This is a genomic window from Methylorubrum sp. SL192 (assembly GCF_026672325.1).
Taxonomy (GTDB): Bacteria; Pseudomonadota; Alphaproteobacteria; order Rhizobiales; family Beijerinckiaceae; genus Methylobacterium; species Methylobacterium extorquens.
On sequence record NZ_JAPPQV010000003.1, the window covers coordinates 5061851 to 5079578 of the forward strand.

Consider the following 17728-nt stretch of genomic DNA (forward strand, 5'->3'; position numbering starts at 1 on the left):
GTGCGCCAGAATTCGAAAGTCAACGAGGTGTCCGCATGAGTCTCATCGGCGTGCTCCGCACGGGCGTCTCCGGAATGAACGCTCAGTCCAACCGCATCTCCACGGTGGCTGAGAACATTCAGAACGCCAGTACCACCGGCTACAAGCGCACTTCGGCCGAGTTCTCGTCGCTGTTGCTCGATTCGGGCGATGTCGGAAACTACAACTCGGGTGCGGTCGAGACCACGCTGCGCCGTTCGGTGAGCGAGGGCGGCCCCATCGCCTCGACCAATTCCGACAAGGATCTCGCGATCCAGGGCAACGGCTTCTTCGTGGTGAGCGATGCCGCCGGCGCGCCCTTCATGACCCGGGCCGGCAACTTCGTGGTCGACGGCAAGACCGGCAACCTCGTCAATGCCGGCGGCTTCACCCTGATGGGCTACAGCCTCGCCAACGGCACCCCGAACCCGGTCCTCAACGGCGTGGCCGACCTCAAGCCGGTCAATGTCAGCGTGATGGGCCAGGAGGCGCGGCCCTCCACCGCCGCCACGGTCAGCGGCAACCTCTCCTTCGAGACGCCGGTCTACGATCCGACGGCGACGGGTGCCATCGGCTACTCGAAGAAGAACTCGCTCAAGGTCTACGACAATGTCGGCCGGCCGGTGACGCTCGACGTCCAGATGACCAAGACCGCCGCCAATTCCTGGTCTGTCGAATTCTTCGACCCGGCCCCGCCGACCACGTCCCTCGGCACGACCAACGTGACCTTCGACGGCAACGGTAAGGTCAACGGCGGTGGCTCGGCCCTCGTGAACGTGCCGAACGGCCGTAGCATCCCCGTCGATCTGGGCGGTCTGACCCAGCTCTCCGGCGACCACAACCTCTCCGGCACCGCCAACGGCTCGTCGCCCACCTCCGTGAGCGGAACTGCCTTCGGCGAGGACGGCACCGTCTACGCGGTCTATACCGACGGCACCCGCAAGGCCGCGTTCAAGGTGCCGCTGGCGGATGTGGCGAGCCCCGACAACCTCGCGCCGCGGGCCGGCAACGTCTTCACCACGAGCGCCGAATCCGGCGACATCCAGGTCGGCTTCGCCGGCCAGGGCGGGCGCGGCATCCTGAAGGCCGGCGCGCTCGAACAGTCCAACGTCGATGTCAGCACCGAACTGACCACGATGATCGAGTCGCAGACGGTCTACACCGCCAACTCCAAGGTGTTCATGACCGGCAACGAGCTGCTCGAAACCCTGATGAACCTGAAGCGCTAACGCGAACCGTCGTCGCATCCGGGGGCGCCGGCCCGACACCGGCGTCCCCGTCTCGTATCGCGTCCCAGGAACCGACCGATGGGTCTCACCCTCGCGCTCAACACCGCCCGCGCCTCGCTGCTCGCGAACTCGAACCAGATCGCCGTCTCCGCGCGCAACGTCGCGGGCGCGAACGATCCCGGCTATTCGCGCAAGATCGCGACGCTGGTCGCCGGCAGCACGGGCGGCGCCACGGTAACGATCACCCGTGCGGGCGACCCGGCGCTCTATGCCCGCACGTTGAACGCCTCGTCGGACGCCGCCCGCGGCGACGCCCTTCTCACCGGGCTGACGAAGCTCGCGCAGACCGTCGGCGACACCGACGACCCGACTGCGCCGGCCGCGCGCCTCACGACCTTTCAAGCCGCGCTCCAGGCCGCCGCCAACCAGCCCGACAACGCGCAGCTCGCCCGTGACGCGGTCGAGTCGGCCAAGGCTCTGGCGGGAAGCCTGAGCCAAGCGGCGGACGCAATCCACGCCGCACGGGCGGAGGCCGATGCCGGTATCGCCGCCTCGGTGAGCCGCATCAACGACCTTCTCGTCCGGTTCGACGCTGCCAACCGCGCCGTGACCAAGACCACGGCCCTCGGCGGCGACGCCACCGACGCGCTGGACGACCGAGACCGCATCCTGACCGCGCTGTCGCAGGAGATCGGCGTCCACGCCGTAGCCCGCGAGGGCGGCGACATGGCGCTCTATACCGATGGCGGCGTGACCCTGTTCGAGCGCGGCCCCCGCGCGGTCACGTTCTCGGCCACATCCGTCTTTGCCGCGGGCACCGTCGGCGGCGGCGTGCGGATCGACGGCGTGCCGGTGACCGGGGCCACCTCGCCGATGCCGCTCAATTCCGGGCGGATCGCCGGGCTCGTGGCCCTGCGCGACGGTGCGGCGGTCCAGTACGAGGCGCAGCTCGACGCCCTCGCCGGCGGGTTGATCGATGCCTTCGCCGAGAGCGACGCCGTGGGCCCCGACAGCGGTCCGCGGGCCGGCCTGTTCACCGCGGGCGGCAGCGGGATCCTGCCCACGGCCGCCGGACGCACCGGCCTCGCGGCCTCGATTTCGGTCAACGCGGCGGTCGACCCGGCCCGAGGCGGCTCCGTCGCCCTGCTGCGCAGCGGCGGCATGAACGGTAGCGACTATGCCGACCCGGCTGCGGGCGGCGACGCGGCCTATGCGGGCCGCCTTCGCGGCCTTCTCACGGCGCTGACGGCGGCCCGGCCCGTCGATCCGGCCCTCGGCCTCGGCACCTCCGCCGGCCTGCCCGACCTCGCCGCTTCCTCCGCGGGGTGGCTCGAAGCGCAGCGTAAGGACGCGTCGACCGACGCGTCCTACCAGAAGACCCTGCTGACGCGCGCCAACGAGGCGCTCTCGAACGTCGCGGGCGTGAACGGCGACGACGAGACCGCCCTCGCCCTCCAGTTGGAGCGGTCCTACAGCGCCTCGGCCAAGCTGATCTCGGTCGTCAACGACCTCCTCAAGACCCTCCTCGACGCGGTGCGGTGATACGGCCATGATGACGACCGGCTTCATCTCAAGCCTCAACCTCTGGAATGCGCCGCGCACAGGCGTCTCGCGGCTCCAGAGCGAACTCGCGAACGCGACCAGGGAGATCGCCACCGGCCGCTTCGCCGATGTCGGCGCGACCCTCGGCGGCGGTGTCGCCGGGGCCTTCGGCCTGCGGCGGCAGAGCGCCGTGCTCGCTTCGCTGACTCAGAGCAACGCCGCGGCCACGTCCCGGCTCGCGGCGACCCAGGGCGCGCTCACCGAGATTCGCTCGTCCGCCGAGACGACCCTGAACGAACTCACCGCCCTCCCCACCGATCAACGGGCGAAGACGCTCGTGGACTCGGCGCGCGGCCGCCTCGCGGCGCTGGCGGGCACGCTCAACACCAGCACGAACGGTCAGTTCGTGTTCGGCGGCACGAACAGTGGGGCGGCACCGCTGACCTCCTACGAGGGCAGCCCGACCTCCGCCGCCAAGACAGCGGTCGATAAGCTCTTCACGGACTTCTTCGGCTTCGCGCCCGGCTCTGCGGCGGCATCCACCATCACCCCAAACCAACTCCAGGGCTTCATCGACGGGCCGCTCGCCGGCCTGTTCACCGAGGTGAACTGGAGCCGGACGTGGTCGGGCGCGTCGAGCCGCACCCTCGACAGCCAGATCTCGCTCACCGAGACCGTCACCACCTCGGTCAGCGCCAACGCCGAGCCGTTCCGCAAGCTCGGCATGGCCTACGTCATCGCCTCGGGGCTCGGCCTGTCCGGCCTTTCGCAGGAGGCGCAGAACGTGGCCACCGGCAAGGTCATGGATATTTTGGGCCAAGTCAGCGGCAGCCTCACGACGATGCAGGCCGATCTCGGCCGCGCCCAGAGCCAGATCACGGAGGCGAACGCGCGCATGGCCAAGCAGACCGCGCTGCTGACCGGACAGATCCGCGATCTGGAGAACGTCGATCCGGCCGAAGCCAAGAGCCGGGTCGATGCCATCACGACCCAGATGCAGATGTCCTACGGGCTGACCGCGCAGTTGCGCAGTCTCAGCCTGATCAACTTCATCTCCTGAACGCCCGCCTGTTGAAACCGAGTACGGAGCGTCGGCCCCGATGTACCGCCTGTCCTATGCCGAGATCATGGAAGACGCGCCCGACCTCGGTCGCGAGCGCGAGCGCGACGCCTTCGACCGGGCGCTCAGCCAGCTCCGCACGGCCGAAGCGCAGGGCGCCGCGGCGGGCCCGGCGCGGAGTGCCGCGGTCGGCTCGATCCAGGATCTCTGGAACGTGCTGATCGCCGACCTGCTCGACCCCGAGAACGCGCTGCCCGAAAGCCTGCGCGCGGACCTCGTCGCCATCGGCCTGTGGAACATGCGTGAGGCCGGCGAAGTGCTGAGCGCACCCGACCGCAGCCTCGCGGCCTTGATCGAGGTCAACACCTCGATCCGCGACGGATTGCAGTAGGGGGCGGGCCATGACGCGCGAAACCGGCCGGGCCGCTGCCCGCACCATGCACCTGAGCCTGAAAGCGGGCGAGCGCGTCTACATCAACGGCGCGGTGGTGCGCGTCGACCGCAAGGTTGCGCTCGAACTGATGAACGACGCGACCTTCCTGCTGGAGGGCCACGTCCTCCAGGCGGAGGAGGCAACGACGCCCCTGCGCCAGCTCTATTTCGCGGCGCAGACCATGCTGATCACCCCGGCCCAGGCCGGCCCGGCCCGGTCGCTCTATGCCCGGATCGAGGAGGGCATCCTCGCCGTGACAACCGAACCCGCGATCCGGGACGGGCTGGCGGCGGCGCACGCCCTCGTCGAGGCGGGCCGGGCCTTCGAGGCGCTGAAGCTCATCCGCGGCCTCTACGCGACGGAGGCCACCTTGCTCGGCCCGTTGGCTCCCCTCCCCGAGGTGCCGCCCGCCGCCCTCGTGCCTTCCGCCCGCTCCGGCCAACGCCGCCGGCCGCGGACCCGGCCGGCCCTCTCCTCCGACAAGGCCTGAACTTCCATGGACGTCAGCAGCACCGGCACGACTACCGGCACCACCAGCACGACCACCGCCGCGGCGGCGAAGGCGGCGACTTCGGTCGCCTCCAAGATGAACGCCGACACCTTCCTGACGCTGCTGATGGCCCAGCTACAGAATCAGGATCCGACGAAGCCGATGGACTCGACGGAATATGTCGGCCAGCTCGCGACCTTCTCGCAGGTCGAGCAGGCCACCAAGACCAACCAGAAGCTCGACTCGCTGCTCACGTCGAGCTTCCTGAATCAGGCCGACGCGATCATCGGGCGCAGCCTCACCTCGGCCGACGGCCTGACCTCCGGTACGGTGCAGTCGGTGCGAGTCACCGGCGACGGTGTGATGGCCAAGCTCACCGACGGCCGTGAGATGCTGCTCGCCTCCGGTATCTCGATCAGCTAGCGCATCGTCCCGAAAGGGTGACCGCCGGCTTTCGGAACAAGGTGATGCAAGGACAAGAGCCGAGCGCATCGTCCCGAAAGCTGGGTCCCGGCTTTCGGACGAAGACGATGCGCCATCCGAAGACCCCATCATGAACGAGGTCGACGCCCTCGAACTCGTCCGCTCCGCGATCTGGACGGTGATCGTCGCCGCCGGGCCCTCCGTCGGCGCGGCGATGCTGGTCGGCATCGCGGTCGCCCTGCTTCAGGCGCTGACGCAGATCCAGGAGGTGACGCTCACCTTCGTCCCGAAAATCGTCGCGATCCTGCTGGTGATGCTGGTGACCGGCACCTTCGTCGGCGCGCAGATCTACGCGTTTGCCGAGATGACCTACGGCCGGATCGCGACCGGGTTCTGAAGCCCCGCCTCCGGCGCGAGGGCGGGAGAACGGTTGGGACCGGGCGGAGGAAGCTGTCGAGACTTGACCGCCCGGTCCCGCGCGAAGGCCTCGACCTTGGGAAGGACAAAAGCTTCGACGGAGAAGACCTTAACACCAAGCGCGGGCCACGGCAGCACCCGATTCGACGCCCAGCCATGCGACGGGTGACGGCAGGCTTCGAGAGTCACGGTTAAGAGCCTCTGCCGACGCCTCTTCCGCCCCCTCTCCTGCCCTTGCCCTTGCCCTTGCCCGCGGGCACCCATCCCCGCGCAAGCTTGCCGCGCCACAACCGCCTCGACCTTGAGGGAATCGGTTCACGTCATGGCGGTGAGCGAAGCGCTCGTCCTGGAAAAGCGGTCGCGGCGCGACTTCGGCTTCGCGGCCGGCATCGTCGCGATCCTCGCAGTGCTGTTCCTGCCGGTGCCGGCGGTGCTGATCGATGTCGGCCTCGCCTTCTCGATCGCGCTCTCGGTGCTGATCCTGATGGTGGCGCTCTGGATTCAGAAGCCGCTCGAATTCTCGGCCTTCCCCACCGTGCTGCTGATTGCGACGCTGCTGCGGCTGGCGCTCGGCATCGCCACGACGCGGCTGATCCTGGCCAACGGCCAGAAGGGCGTGGACGCCGCCGGCCACGTCATCCAGGGCTTCTCGCAATTCGTGATGAGCGGCGATTTCGTCATCGGAATCGTCGTCTTCATGATCCTCATCACGGTCAACTTCCTTGTCATCACCAAGGGCGCGACCCGGATCGCCGAGGTGGGCGCCCGCTTCACCCTCGACGCCATCCCCGGCAAGCAGATGGCGATCGACGCCGATCTCAATGCGGGGCTGATCGACGACAAGGAGGCGCAGCGCCGCCGCCGTGAGCTGGAAGAGGAATCGGCCTTCTTCGGCTCGATGGACGGCGCCTCGAAATTCGTGCGCGGCGAGGCGGTGGCCTCGCTCATCGTCATCGCCGTCAACGTCTTCGGCGGCGTCATCATCGGCACCACCCGCCACGGCATGCCGCTCGGCCAGGCCGCCGACGTCTTCGTCAAGCTGTCGGTCGGCGACGGCCTCGTCTCGCAGATCCCCGCGCTGATCGTCTCGCTCGCCGCCGGCCTTCTCGTCTCCAAGGGCGGTACCCGCGGCGCGACCGAGGAAGCCGTGCTCGGCCAGCTCAGCGCCTATCCGCGCGCGCTGATCGTCGCCGCCGCGCTGATGCTGATGTTCGCCATCGTCCCCGGCCTGCCGTTCCTGCCCTTCGTCACGCTCGCGGGCCTGATGGGCTTCGTGGCGATCACCATTCCGAGGCGCCGGGCGTCCCGGGCCGCCGCCGCGGCCGCCCAGGTGAAGCGCGAGGAGGAGAGCAAGCAGGCCGAGACCAAGGAATCGGTCAAGGAGCAGCTGCGCACCCCGGAGATCGAGCTCTGCCTCGGCCGTCAGGTCGCGGCCCAGATCCAGGGCAATCACGCCGAGCTGCACCACCGCGTCGCCAAGATGCGGCGCAAGTTCGCGCGCCAGTACGGCTTCGTCGTGCCCGACATCAAGCTCACCGACAGCCTCAACCTGCCGCCCAAGACCTACCAGATTCGCATTCACGGCACGGTGGCCGCGACCCAGGAGATGCGGCCGGGCGAGCTGCTCGTCGTCGTCGGCGACGGGCCGCGCCCCGACGTGCCGTCCGAGGAAGTCCGCGAGCCCGCCTTCGGCATGAAGGCCCTCTGGGTCGTCGACGCCTATGCCGGCGAGATCCGCCGCTCCGGCTTCGAGGCGATCGACGGCGCCTCCGTCCTGCTCACCCACCTCTCCGAGGTGATCCGCAACAACCTGCCCCAGTTCCTGTCCTACAAGGACATGCGGGCGCTGCTCGACCGGCTCGACCCGGAATACAAGCGGCTGATCGACGAGATCTGCCCCTCGCAGATCTCGCATTCCGGCCTGCAGGCGGTGCTGAAGCTGCTACTTTCCGAGCGCGTCTCGATCCGCAACCTGCACCTGATCCTGGAGGCGGTGGCCGAGATCAGCCCGCATGCCCGCCGCGCCGAGCAGATCGCGGAGCATGTCCGGATGCGCGTCGCGCAGCAGATCTGCGGCGATCTCGCCGAGGACGGGGTGCTGCACGTCCTACGGCTCGGCGCCAACTGGGATCTCACCTTCCACCAGAGCCTGAAGCGCGACGCCAAGGGCGAGGTCATCGAGTTCGACATCGACCCGCGCCTCGTGGAGCAGTTCGGCACGGAAGCCGGCGAGGCGATCCGCGAACGGATGCGGCAGGTCCACGGCTTTGCCCTCGTCACCGCTCCCGACGCCCGGCCATACGTGCGGATGATCATCGAGCGGATCTTCCCGACCCTGCCCGTGCTCTCGCATCTGGAGATCGCCCGCGGCGTCGAGCTGAAATCGCTGGGCACCATCTCGTGATTCCGGGCTTCGGCAGCCTGTTCGGCGGAGAGGCCTTCCTCGGCGTCTTCCTGATCTTCTGCCGGATCGGCGGCTGCCTCCTGATCGTGCCCGGCTTCTCCAGCCCGCGCGTGCCGGCGCAGGTGCGGCTCCTCATTGCCGGCGGCGTGTCGCTCGCCGTCACGCCGCTTCTGCTGCCGCTGTTTCAGACCAAACTCTCGGGTCAGGCGCCGACCGAAACGCTGACCTGGATCGCTAGCGAGACGGTGACGGGGCTGCTCATCGGCCTGCTCGGACGCATCTTCGTCTTCGTGCTGGAAACCGTGATGAACGCGGTCTCGACCATGGTCGGCTTCGGCTCGATGCCGGGCACGCCGGTCGAGGGGACCGACGCGATCCCCGCGGTCGAATCGCTGATCGTCTTCACCGCGGTCGCGCTGATGTTCGCCGCCGACCTGCATTGGGAGCTGTTCCGCGGCCTCGTGGATTCCTACGGCCGCATCCCGCCCGGCGAGGGTTTCGGGACGCAGACCGCGCTGGTGCGCATCGCCGACCAGATCGCCGAGGCCTTCACCCTCGCCCTGCGGATTGCGGCCCCCTTCATCATCTACGCGGTGGCGGTGAACCTCGCGGCGGGCTTCGTGAACAAGCTCACGCCGACGATCCCCGTCTACTTCGTCGCCACGCCCTTCGTGATGTTCGGTGCGCTGCTGCTGCTCTACACGCTCTCCAGCGAGTTCATGACGCAGTTCCTGTCCGGCTACGTCGCCTGGCTGCGCAAAGGCTGAGTGCCATGTCCGCCGCCGACATCGCCAAGCGCCTGAAGCGCGCCGAGCGGCTCACCGCCGTGCAGGAGCAGATGCGCCGCGCCGCCGAGTGGCAGCTCGCCGAGACCCGGCGCAATGCCGAGGCGGTCGAGGCGGACCGGGCGGCTTTGCTCGCGGCGGTCGGGTCCTCCGCCCACGGCCACCTGTTCCTGGAAGCCGCCAACCGCCGTCTGCGCGGGCTCGCCGCGCGGGCGACCGAACTCGAACGCATCGCCGCGTCCCAGGCCGACGAGGTGCGCGAGCAGGGCCTCGCGCAGAAGCGCGCGGAGCTGAGCGCCGAGCGGATCGAGACGCTGCTCGACCGAGAGCGCGACCGGCTCGACGCGATGGAGCGGCTCGACGGCCTCGCCCAGCGCCGCGACGCAAGCCTCCCGTAAGCCAGCGGATCTAGGATCGGTCCATCCTCAGCGGCGCGCCCGGTTCGCGCCGTATCAAGGTTTGACGGCGCGATGAGCATCACCCCCCTTCCGACATCGTGATGGACGTGGCGCGCGCCGCCGACCCGGCCCGCTATCAGGAGGCCGCGGCCAAGCTGTCGCAGCCCGGCGACCCGGCCGCCTTCGCCAGCGCCGCCGACGACGCAGCGCGCGAGGTGGGCCTGACCACGCACATGCCCCTCGACGTCCACGGGGCGCTGACGGGCCTGAAGAACGAAACCGCACGGACCGGCTCCGCCGACCCCTACCGGAAGTTCGAAGGGCAGGTGATCCAGCAATTCGTCGAGGCAATGCTGCCCAAGGCCGAGACCGTCTTCGGCAAGGGCAATGCCGGCGGCATCTGGAAGTCGATGCTGGCCGAGCAGCTCGGCCAGCAGATCGCGCAGACCGGCGGCATCGGCATCGCCCGCATGCTGAACGCCGCCCGCCCCGCCGCCACCACCGTCGCGCCCACCGGCACCGGCGTCTCGGGCAAGGTCTGACCGCCATGCTGATCGACTCCCTGAAGCGGTTGGAAGCCACCGTCGAGGCCGAGACCGAGGCACTCGGCGCCAACGCGGCCCTCGATCTCGATGCGGTCAACCGGGCCAAGAGCCGGAGCCTGCTGGAACTCACCCGCCTCGCCCGCGGCCTCGACGTCGCGACCCTCGACGCCGAGACCGGGATCGTGCTGGCGCGCCTGCGCGACAAGCTGATCCGCAACCAGGAGGCCGTCGCCCTGCATCTGCGGGCGGTGGAGGAGGTCGGCGAGACGCTGCAGGCTAGCCTGCAGGCCGCCGAGTCCGACGGCACCTATTCGGCCCGCCTGGGACGCGACTAATCCATGCGCGTCCTCGTCTCCGGCCTGTGGATCTGCGCCGTCACCATCGCCTCCTGCTACGCGGCAGTGACCTTCGGCGGCGGGTTCTTCTCGAAATCGACCGAGCCCTATCTCGAAGGGCTGCAATATCAGAAGCTTGCGCCCATCAACATTCCAATGGTCGCCGAGGGCAAGGTGCAGGGCTACGTCATCGCCGTGCTGGTCTTCACGGCCGACGCCAAGCTGATGCACACGCTCCCCGTCGCGCCCAACGCCTTCGTGGTCGATGAGGCCTTCCGCCAGATCTACGGCGACACCACGATCGATTTCCGCAAGCTCGCCCGCTACGACATCAACGGCCGGCTGGCCCAGATCCGCGCCAAGGTGAACGAGCGCCTCGGCTCCGACGTGGTGAAGGACGTGCTGGTGGACGAGTTGAATTTCGTGGCCAAGCGCGAGGTGCGCTCGTAATCGCGCCGCGCGCCGTGACCGGTTGAACTGACCGTCGCGTCGAACATGCGGTCGGCGTTGACCGCGCTCCGGCGCCCGCCCATCCTGCCGCCGTCATGACCTGCTTTACCGGCCTCTCCGCCTTTCCCATCACCCCCGCCTCCCCCGACGGACGCGTGGATCCGGCGGCGTTGCGCGCCCTCATCGCGCCGCTCGCCGCCGCGGGGGTGGATTCGATCGGGCTGCTCGGCAGCACAGGCACCTACGCCTATCTCTCCCGCGCGGAGCGGCGCCGCGCGCTTGATGTGGCTCTTGAGGAAGCCGGCGGCCGGGTGCCGGTCATCGTTGGAATCGGGGCTTTGCGCACCGACGAGGCCGTGGCCTTGGCGCAGGATGCGCGGGCGGCGGGCGCCGCCGCCGGGCTCCTGGCCGCCATCTCCTACACGCCGCTGACCGACGAGGAGGTGTTCGAGCATTTCTCTGCCGTAGCCACGGGCAGCGGCCTGCCGATCTGCATCTACGACAATCCCGGCACCACGCATTTCCGGTTCACGCCCTCGCTGGTCGGGCGGCTGGCGCAGGTGCCCGGAATCCGCGCGCTCAAGAGCCCGGCGTCGGATTCCGACGCGGTGGCCGGCCAGCTCGACGCCCTGCGCCGGGCGGTGCCGGCCGAGTTTCGGCTCGGCTTCAGCGGCGACTGGAACGCGGCCGAGGCGCTGCTGGCTGGCGGCGAGGCTTGGTACAGCGTCGCGGCTGGGCTGTTTCCGGAACCCTGTCTCGCGATCCTGCGGGCGGCCCGCGCCGGCGAGGCCGCGCGGGCGCGGGCCCTGAACGCGCGGATGCAGCCGCTCTGGGACCTGTTCAAGGAATTCTCCAGCCTGCGGGTCACCTACGCGGCGGCCCATCACCTCGGCCTGTGCCGGGCCGATCCGCCTCGGCCGATCCTGCCGCTGTCCGAACCCGTCCGGAATCGGGTCGCGGAGGTCGTGGACCGGCTCGCGCTCGCCTGATCCGGCCGCTGCGGGACACTCGCGCTCCCGCGTTCTTAAAGGTCGATTCACGCAGAACTGTTTGACTCACCTTCAGAGTAAGTTCTGCGTAATCGAGTGCCATGCCCCCATCGGTCGCCGGCGCGCCGGACCTGTCCGGCCTCATCGAGCTCTCGCGCGATCCCGCGCTGGACCTGAAACCCGTGATTCTGCGGGTGCAGACCGACCTGTTCCTGGCCGCTCCGGTCCATGATCGGGCGATCCTCAGGGAGTTCGAGTCCCTCGCCGCGGGTCTGATCCCGACGGTGGATGAGGAAACGGCGCGCGTCGTCGCCGAGAAGCTCAAAGGATGCCCCGACGTCCCGGCCGGCGTGCGCGCCGCGCTCGAAGCCCGCGGCTTTCCCGTCGCGTTGCCGCCTCAGCCCGAGACGGAAGCGGAAGCCGACCGGGCGCTCGCCGAGAATCCCGGTGCGCTGATCGGCACCCGCGTGCTGGACCGCCTCCTCGCCCGCGCCCGGACCGACGCTGATCTCGCCCATATCCTGCTCGGCCGGCCCGACATTCCGCCCGCCGACCTCGCGCCGCTCTGGCTCTATGCCGGTCCGGAGCAACGCAGCGCGATCACCCAGGCCGTGGAGGCCACCGCCGCCCTACGCCCCTGCCCGCCGGCCCCCCGCGCGCTCGCGACGAGCCTCGTCGAGCATTCCCATGCCCGCGACGTGCAGGCCTTCATCACCGCGCTCGGCCGCGGACTCGGCCTGCCGCCGAACTATCTCGGCGCCGCCGTCGATCCGGTCGCCCGCTACGACCTGCTGACACTTGCGCTGCGCGCCGCGGATCTGCGCGAGGGCGAAGCGGTCTTCGTCTTCCTCACCCTCAACGACAGCGTCGCGCGCTCGGTCGATCGGGTGTTTTCCCTGGTCACGCTGTTTCGCGAGACCAGCCGGGCCACCGCCCGCGACCTGCTCTGCGCGATCTTCGGCGTTCCCGTGATGGAGCGCGCCGCGGGCGAGCACCAGCCGCTGCACGGCCCCGAAGCCAAGCGCGGCAGCACCGCGGCCGAGCGCCTGCGCACCGTGCTCCCGATGCGCCTGCGCCGGACGAGCTGACGTCGCCTTTGGAAGCTACTCCGCGAGCAGGAGGCCGTGCCGGCCCTCGCGGTCATCGATCTCGACAATCCAGAGATCGGAATCGAAGCGGATCTCCCGCGCGAGGCGTTCCTCGACATCCGGCGACGGGACAGCGGTGAGGATCGGCGTGAACCGGCGATCGCCCGCGTCATCCGCATCGATCAGCGCCTGGGGCGCCGGGCCGTAGAGGTCGGCGGTGCCGTCGAGCCGGTCGATCTTGACGAAAATCGCCCCCGCCTCCGCCGAACCGCGGCGCCGCTGCACCGCGGGGATGTTCTCGCCGTTGAGGCGGCGCAGATGCGCGGAGACCCAGAAATCCGAGCGAAGGCGTGGCATGCCCGGTTCATAGGCGCGGATGGCCGCCGCGTCGATGGCGCGGCGAGGCGCTTTACCCGCCCGCCTTGGCGGTCATCTCGCGGGTCAGCGCGCGCAAGGTCGGCCCGGCCGCCTCGCCCTTCACCGGCATCTTGCGGTCGCGCTCGAACTTCTCGATCGCCGCCTTCGTGCCGGGTCCCATCAGGCCGTCATCCTTGAGCGGACCGTAGCCGAGCTTCGTCAGGGCGCGCTGCGCCCGGATCACGGTCGGGTCCGGCTTTGGCCCCTCGGACTTGCCCGCATCCGCCTTCGTCTCGGCCTTCGGTTCAGTCGCGGCGGGCTTGGGCGCGGGCTTGCGCTCGGCCCTGGGGGTGACGGAGGCGGTCGTCTCGCCGGAGCGGATCATGTCGGCGATGCTGTCGCGGGCGGGCACAGGCACCTCACGCACGGGGGCGGGCTTCGGCGCCTCCACCGCGCGCACCTCCCGAACCGGTGCGGCTGCGGGCCGCGCGGCTACGGGCTTCGGCTCGACGGTCGGCAGGATCGGGGCCGGGTGCGGCCCGGCCTGGAGGCCCATGGCGTTGACGCAGACATAGACCGCCGCGCCGACCCCGAGGAACGTCCCGAACACGCCGCCGGGATAGCGCCGGCAGACCTGCCCGGCCCCCGTCGCGGCGGAGAGGAGAGCGGCCTTCCAGCCGGCCGCCGCGGGCCTGCGCGGGGCCGGCTTGCGGCGCGGCGCGGATTTGGCCGGGCCTCGGGCGACGCGCATGTCACCGGGGACGACGATCTCGCGCTGGTCCCGTCTGGCGGGCGGCTCGCGCATCAATTCGCTCCTTTACGTGGGAATGGCGCCTCGTTCGGTCGGATCATCCGGCGCGGCGCATCGGCGGGTTGGTAGAGAGCGGGGCGGGATCGAACAGGCCGGCCGGCCGACGGATCGGCTCAGGGACTGGCTCCGGCATCGCCGCGACCCGCACCGAGGTCCGGATCGGCGCCGGCTGGGCCTGCGCGACGGCAGCCTTGGCACCGTTGCCGGAAGCGTCCCGCGCACCGGCCGTGGCGGTTTTGGCGCGGCTGCAATCGAGCGGCAGGGTCACGGTTACGGCGGTGCCCTTGCCGGGGGCGCTCTCGACCGAGACGGCGCCGCCATGCAGCCCCGCGAGGCCGCGCACCACCGAGAGGCCGAGCCCTGTGCCCTCGTGGCTCCGGCCGTAGCCGCCGCCGACCTGGAAGAAGGGGTCGCCGAGTCGCGGCAGGTCGGCCTCGGTGATGCCGATGCCGTCGTCGCTCACCACGATGTCGAGATAGGCCCCGCCCCGGCGCACCATCACCTCCACCCGCCCGCCGCGCGGCGTGAACTTCACGGCGTTGGAGATCAGGTTGATGAGCATCTGGCGGCAGGCGCGGGCATCGGCCACGAGGGCGCAGCCGGCGGGCACGGGCGCGCTGGTCAGGGTAATGCCCGAGGCATCGGCCTTGAGCCGCATCAGGTCGCAGCAGCCGCGGATCAGCGCCTCGACATCGACCGGCTCCGGCTGGAAGTCGAAATGCCCGCCGCGGATGCGCGAGATGTCGAGCAGCGTGTTCACCACGTCGAGCAGGTGGCGCCCGGACTGGGCGATGATGCCGGCATATTCGCGCGACCGCTCCGGCGAGAGGCTTACCGCGCCCTCACCGCCCAGCACGTCCGAGAAACCGATGATGGCGTTGAGCGGCGTGCGCAGCTCGTGGCTGACGGTCGCGAGGAAGTGGGTCTTCACCTCGTCGGCGCGCTCGGCCTCGGCGCGGGCGCGGTCGAGTTCCTGCGCGTGGCGGCGATGCTCGGACACGTCGCGGGTCACGGCGACGACGGTCGAGCCGTTGGCGCCGGCGAGCCCCGCCTCGATCCGGTGGGCGCGCATCTCGGCGAAGATCGTGCGGCTGCCGTCGCCGCGGGCGGCGTCGAGATGCAGGCGGAACGGCACCGTGGCCGGCGCGCCGTGGGCGGCGACGTCGCTGATCGCCTGGAGCAGGGCCGGACGATCGCCGATATGCACCCGGTCGAGCAGGCCGTGGCCGCGCAGGCGGCTCGCCTCGGCGCCGACGAAGCGGGCGGCCGAGCCGCTCGCCTCCAGCACGCGGCCGTTGGCGTCGTGCCAGGTCACGAGGTCGTCGATGGCCGAGAGCAGCAGGCGGTCGCGGGCCTCGTTGTCCTGCATCCGGGCGCGCCACTCGCCCTCGCGGCGCATGTGCTCCATCGCCTGGGCCGCGATGTGGCCGATGGCGGTCACGGCAAAGACCGGCATGACGATCGCGTTGGGCCAATCGAGCGCGAGGGCGCCGACCGGCAGGTAACCGCTCAGCGCGACCGCAAAGGCGCCGACGACGGCGATGACGGAGGCGGCGATCGTCGCCCGGCGCGAGCCGGAGACCATCGCCTCCAGCGGCACCGCCACGAGCCAGATGGCCGCGGCCGAACTCGCGCCGCCGGTCAGGGCGGCGAGGCAGACGACGATGCCGGTCAGGCCGAGCGAGGACAGGGCATGCGCGACCCAGAGCGAGCCGGTGCGCGACAGGACCACGGCGGCCAGCAGCGGCAGGAACAGGCTCGCGATGGCGATCGCCTCAAGGCCGCTCGGGACACCGCGCCAGACGAGATAGGGCGGCAGGCCCGCCATCATCACGGCGCCGGTGGCAAGCCGCGAGATCAGGAACCGCTCATGGCGGAAGCGCACGCTCGGCTCGGCCAGCGCGGAGGCATGGACCAGCCCGGCCAGGCGGGAATCGAACAGAGAGGCAAGGGTACCGTCTTTACGCAACACCACCACGCACAACGCAAGCCTTGACCCGGAACACGGGTGTCTTGCGCCCCTCGACTGCTCGTTACGATCTCAGGCAAACCGTCGCAGAGGCGGTTTAAGCGAGGATGAAAAGGGTCGCTCACTTGCCGCCGAGTGCGGCGACGACCGGACCCGGAGGCGCCGCCGATCCCCGCTTTTCACAAGGTCCGAGCGGGGCTGGACCGCCGCTCCACAGAGGGTAAACAGGGGGCTGGGAGGGCGCGGGCTCGCGGAAAAACACTTCGTTCACCACGTCGGCGCTTTCGCCTCTTCCGGTTCATCCGGCGGTGGCGCGAGGATGGCAGGATCGGGCGATCGACCTGCGTCGGCCGCGCCGGCGATGCAGTGCCCTCTGGAACCGGAACGATGTCGTTTCTTCTACGCGCCGCCCTGGTGATCGGCGCCCTCTCCTATCTCGCGCTTCAGCGCCAGGGCGGCGCCGATCCGGCCCGGCCGCACGCCGCCGGGGCGGGGATCGCTTCGGGCGATGTCATGGATCGCCTAACCACGGGCGGCATCGGCGCGCTGGTGGAGGCCGTGAACGCCCTGCCGCCCGAGGCGCGCGAGGACATGGCGCGGGCCGGGGCGAACGCCCTCGTCCGCCATGTCGGCGGACGAGAACATCCGACCCAACCGTCCGCCGACACCTTGTCCGCCAGCGATCGACAGCCGCCCTGGCGGGGAGCAACTTCGCCCTAAGCGCGGTTCTGGCCTGATGTGAGGGCCTCGCGAAACGCCTGACCGCCGCTCCGCTCCTCTCTGAGCACGGCGGCGCAGCGGGCGTTTTGCGACCGTCACTCGGGCGGTGCTCGTGTCACGCACCGGTGCCATGAGCCGGGAGGGAACAAGGATGTTCGGCTTCGGAAGCGAATACGAAGGCTTGGCCTTCTGGCTGCCGCTGGTCTGGGCCGGCCTGCTGGCGCTGGCGGTAGCGATGTACGTCGTCATCGACGGGTTCGACCTCGGCGTCGGCATCCTCTTCACCGCCGCGCGGCCCGGCAACTGGCGCGACCGGATGATGCTCTCGGTGGCGCCGATCTGGGACGGCAACGAGACCTGGCTCGTGCTCGGCGGCGGCGGGCTGTTCGCGGTCTTCTCGGTCGCCTACGCGATCCTGCTTCCGGCGCTCTACCTGCCGATCATCCTCATGCTGATCGCGCTGATCTTCCGCGGCGTCGCCTTCGAGTTCCGCTTCAAGGCCGAGCGGTCTCAGGTGGTGTGGGACAACGCGTTCCATTACGGCTCGCTGATCGCCACCTTCGCGCAGGGCATGGTTCTCGGCGCCTTCGTCCAGGGCTTCCAGACCGAAGGAAGGGGATTCTCCGGCGGGACGCTCGACTGGCTCACGCCCTTCAGCGTCATGACCGGCATCGGACTCGTCTGCGGCTACGGCCTGCTCGGCGCGACGTGGTGCGTGATGAAGACCTCGGGCGAGCTGGAGATCTGGTCGCGGATCAAGGCCAAACAGTTCCTGATCGGCACCGTCGTCTCGATGGCGGTCGTCAGCGCCTGGGTGCCGTTCCTCGGCCTGCATATCCACTGGCGCTGGTTCTCCTGGCCGAACGTGCTGTTCGTGGCCCCCGTGCCGCTGCTGACGGCCTTCGTCTGCTGGCGCATCTGGAAGGCGATCGAGGACGGGCGCGATGTCGCGCCGTTCCTTCTCTCGATCGCCCTGTTCCTGCTCGGCTTCCTCGGGCTCGCGATCAGCCTGTTTCCCTACATCGTGCCGCCCAAGCTCACGATCTGGCAGGCGGCCAACGCGACCTCGGCGCTGCAATTCGCCCTCGTCGGCTACGCGGTGGTGATGCCGCTGACGCTCGCCTACACGGCCTATGCCTACTGGGTCTTCCGAGGGAAGATCGAGGAGAACCCGAACGCGGCGAGCTACCATTGAGCGCCCGCCGCATCCTCTGGTTCGCCGCCCTCTACGGCCTGAGCCTCCTCGCCTTCACGGCGCTCGTCTA

20 protein-coding genes are annotated in these 17728 nt (G+C 69.9%); 17 read left to right on the forward strand and 3 right to left on the reverse strand.

Annotated features, from left to right (window positions below; translation table 11 throughout):
• Nucleotides 1–35: 35 nt before the first annotated feature.
• The 15 genes from OVA30_RS24580 (at nucleotide 36) to OVA30_RS24650 (ending at nucleotide 12606) form a co-directional block, all read left to right on the forward strand.
• Entirely contained in the window at nucleotides 36–1247 is a 1212-nt protein-coding gene (locus OVA30_RS24580; RefSeq protein WP_268177281.1) for a flagellar hook protein FlgE, read from the forward strand.
• Nucleotides 1248–1325: 78 nt separating this feature from the next.
• Complete coding sequence (gene flgK, locus OVA30_RS24585; RefSeq protein WP_268177282.1) at nucleotides 1326–2789, forward strand: flagellar hook-associated protein FlgK; 1464 nt, start codon at nucleotides 1326–1328, stop codon at nucleotides 2787–2789.
• Nucleotides 2790–2796: 7 nt separating this feature from the next.
• Entirely contained in the window at nucleotides 2797–3849 is a 1053-nt protein-coding gene (locus tag OVA30_RS24590) for a flagellar hook-associated family protein (protein ID WP_182570127.1), read from the forward strand.
• A gap of 40 nt (nucleotides 3850–3889) precedes the next feature.
• The gene (gene flaF, locus OVA30_RS24595) at nucleotides 3890–4240 is read left to right on the forward strand and encodes a flagellar biosynthesis regulator FlaF (protein ID WP_003604052.1); all 351 of its coding nucleotides are present in this window, start codon (nucleotides 3890–3892) and stop codon (nucleotides 4238–4240) included.
• 46 nt (nucleotides 4241–4286) lie between these two features.
• Nucleotides 4287–4772: a flagellar biosynthesis repressor FlbT gene (gene flbT / locus OVA30_RS24600; protein WP_373691188.1), complete on the forward strand. Its 486-nt coding sequence runs from the start codon at nucleotides 4287–4289 to the stop codon at nucleotides 4770–4772.
• 6 nt (nucleotides 4773–4778) lie between these two features.
• Nucleotides 4779–5195: a flagellar hook assembly protein FlgD gene (gene flgD / locus OVA30_RS24605; RefSeq protein WP_056112466.1), complete on the forward strand. Its 417-nt coding sequence runs from the start codon at nucleotides 4779–4781 to the stop codon at nucleotides 5193–5195.
• Between the two features lie 130 nt (nucleotides 5196–5325).
• Complete coding sequence (locus tag OVA30_RS24610) at nucleotides 5326–5592, forward strand: flagellar biosynthetic protein FliQ (protein WP_003604057.1); 267 nt, start codon at nucleotides 5326–5328, stop codon at nucleotides 5590–5592.
• A 342-nt stretch (nucleotides 5593–5934) separates the two neighbouring features.
• Nucleotides 5935–8016: a flagellar biosynthesis protein FlhA gene (gene flhA / locus OVA30_RS24615; protein WP_012252434.1), complete on the forward strand. Its 2082-nt coding sequence runs from the start codon at nucleotides 5935–5937 to the stop codon at nucleotides 8014–8016.
• Nucleotides 8013–8783: a flagellar biosynthesis protein FliR gene (gene fliR, locus OVA30_RS24620; RefSeq protein WP_012252435.1), complete on the forward strand. Its 771-nt coding sequence runs from the start codon at nucleotides 8013–8015 to the stop codon at nucleotides 8781–8783. The genes flhA and fliR overlap by 4 nt, the downstream gene beginning before the upstream one ends.
• 5 nt (nucleotides 8784–8788) lie before the next feature.
• Nucleotides 8789–9199, forward strand: coding sequence for a hypothetical protein (locus OVA30_RS24625; RefSeq protein WP_003604060.1), 411 nt, complete (start codon nucleotides 8789–8791; stop codon nucleotides 9197–9199).
• 101 nt (nucleotides 9200–9300) lie between these two features.
• Nucleotides 9301–9741 (forward strand): rod-binding protein, encoded by a 441-nt coding sequence (locus tag OVA30_RS24630; protein ID WP_268177284.1) that lies wholly within the window; start codon nucleotides 9301–9303, stop codon nucleotides 9739–9741.
• Nucleotides 9742–9746: 5 nt separating this feature from the next.
• Nucleotides 9747–10079 carry a flagellar protein FlgN gene (locus OVA30_RS24635; protein WP_268177285.1) on the forward strand — a complete coding sequence of 111 codons (333 nt, stop codon included), beginning with the start codon at nucleotides 9747–9749 and terminating at the stop codon, nucleotides 10077–10079.
• 3 nt (nucleotides 10080–10082) lie between these two features.
• A complete protein-coding gene (locus OVA30_RS24640) occupies nucleotides 10083–10529 on the forward strand; it encodes a hypothetical protein (protein ID WP_012605745.1) in 447 nt (148 codons plus the stop codon).
• Nucleotides 10530–10624: 95 nt separating this feature from the next.
• Nucleotides 10625–11518: a dihydrodipicolinate synthase family protein gene (locus OVA30_RS24645; protein WP_268177286.1), complete on the forward strand. Its 894-nt coding sequence runs from the start codon at nucleotides 10625–10627 to the stop codon at nucleotides 11516–11518.
• Between the two features lie 101 nt (nucleotides 11519–11619).
• Nucleotides 11620–12606 (forward strand): hypothetical protein, encoded by a 987-nt coding sequence (locus OVA30_RS24650; RefSeq protein ID WP_268177287.1) that lies wholly within the window; start codon nucleotides 11620–11622, stop codon nucleotides 12604–12606.
• Between the two features lie 15 nt (nucleotides 12607–12621).
• Here the strand turns inward: OVA30_RS24650 and OVA30_RS24655 are convergent, their stop codons facing one another.
• From OVA30_RS24655 to OVA30_RS24665, 3 genes are read right to left on the reverse strand one after another with little or no spacing between them, the layout of a single operon-like run.
• On the reverse strand, nucleotides 12622–12963 hold the full coding sequence (locus OVA30_RS24655) for a DUF1491 family protein (protein WP_012252440.1): 342 nt from the start codon (nucleotides 12961–12963) through the stop codon (nucleotides 12622–12624).
• Nucleotides 12964–13015: 52 nt separating this feature from the next.
• On the reverse strand, nucleotides 13016–13768 hold the full coding sequence (locus OVA30_RS24660) for a peptidoglycan-binding domain-containing protein (RefSeq protein ID WP_268177288.1): 753 nt from the start codon (nucleotides 13766–13768) through the stop codon (nucleotides 13016–13018).
• 43 nt (nucleotides 13769–13811) lie between these two features.
• On the reverse strand, nucleotides 13812–15752 hold the full coding sequence (locus OVA30_RS24665; protein ID WP_268177289.1) for a PAS domain-containing sensor histidine kinase: 1941 nt from the start codon (nucleotides 15750–15752) through the stop codon (nucleotides 13812–13814).
• A 378-nt stretch (nucleotides 15753–16130) separates the two neighbouring features.
• Here OVA30_RS24665 and OVA30_RS24670 point away from each other — a divergent pair, with 378 nt between their 5' ends.
• Both OVA30_RS24670 and cydB read left to right on the forward strand, forming a co-directional pair.
• The gene (locus OVA30_RS24670) at nucleotides 16131–16463 is read left to right on the forward strand and encodes a hypothetical protein (protein WP_268177290.1); all 333 of its coding nucleotides are present in this window, start codon (nucleotides 16131–16133) and stop codon (nucleotides 16461–16463) included.
• Nucleotides 16464–16614: 151 nt separating this feature from the next.
• Complete coding sequence (cydB, locus tag OVA30_RS24675) at nucleotides 16615–17658, forward strand: cytochrome d ubiquinol oxidase subunit II (protein WP_268177291.1); 1044 nt, start codon at nucleotides 16615–16617, stop codon at nucleotides 17656–17658.
• Nucleotides 17659–17728: the final 70 nt, after the last annotated feature.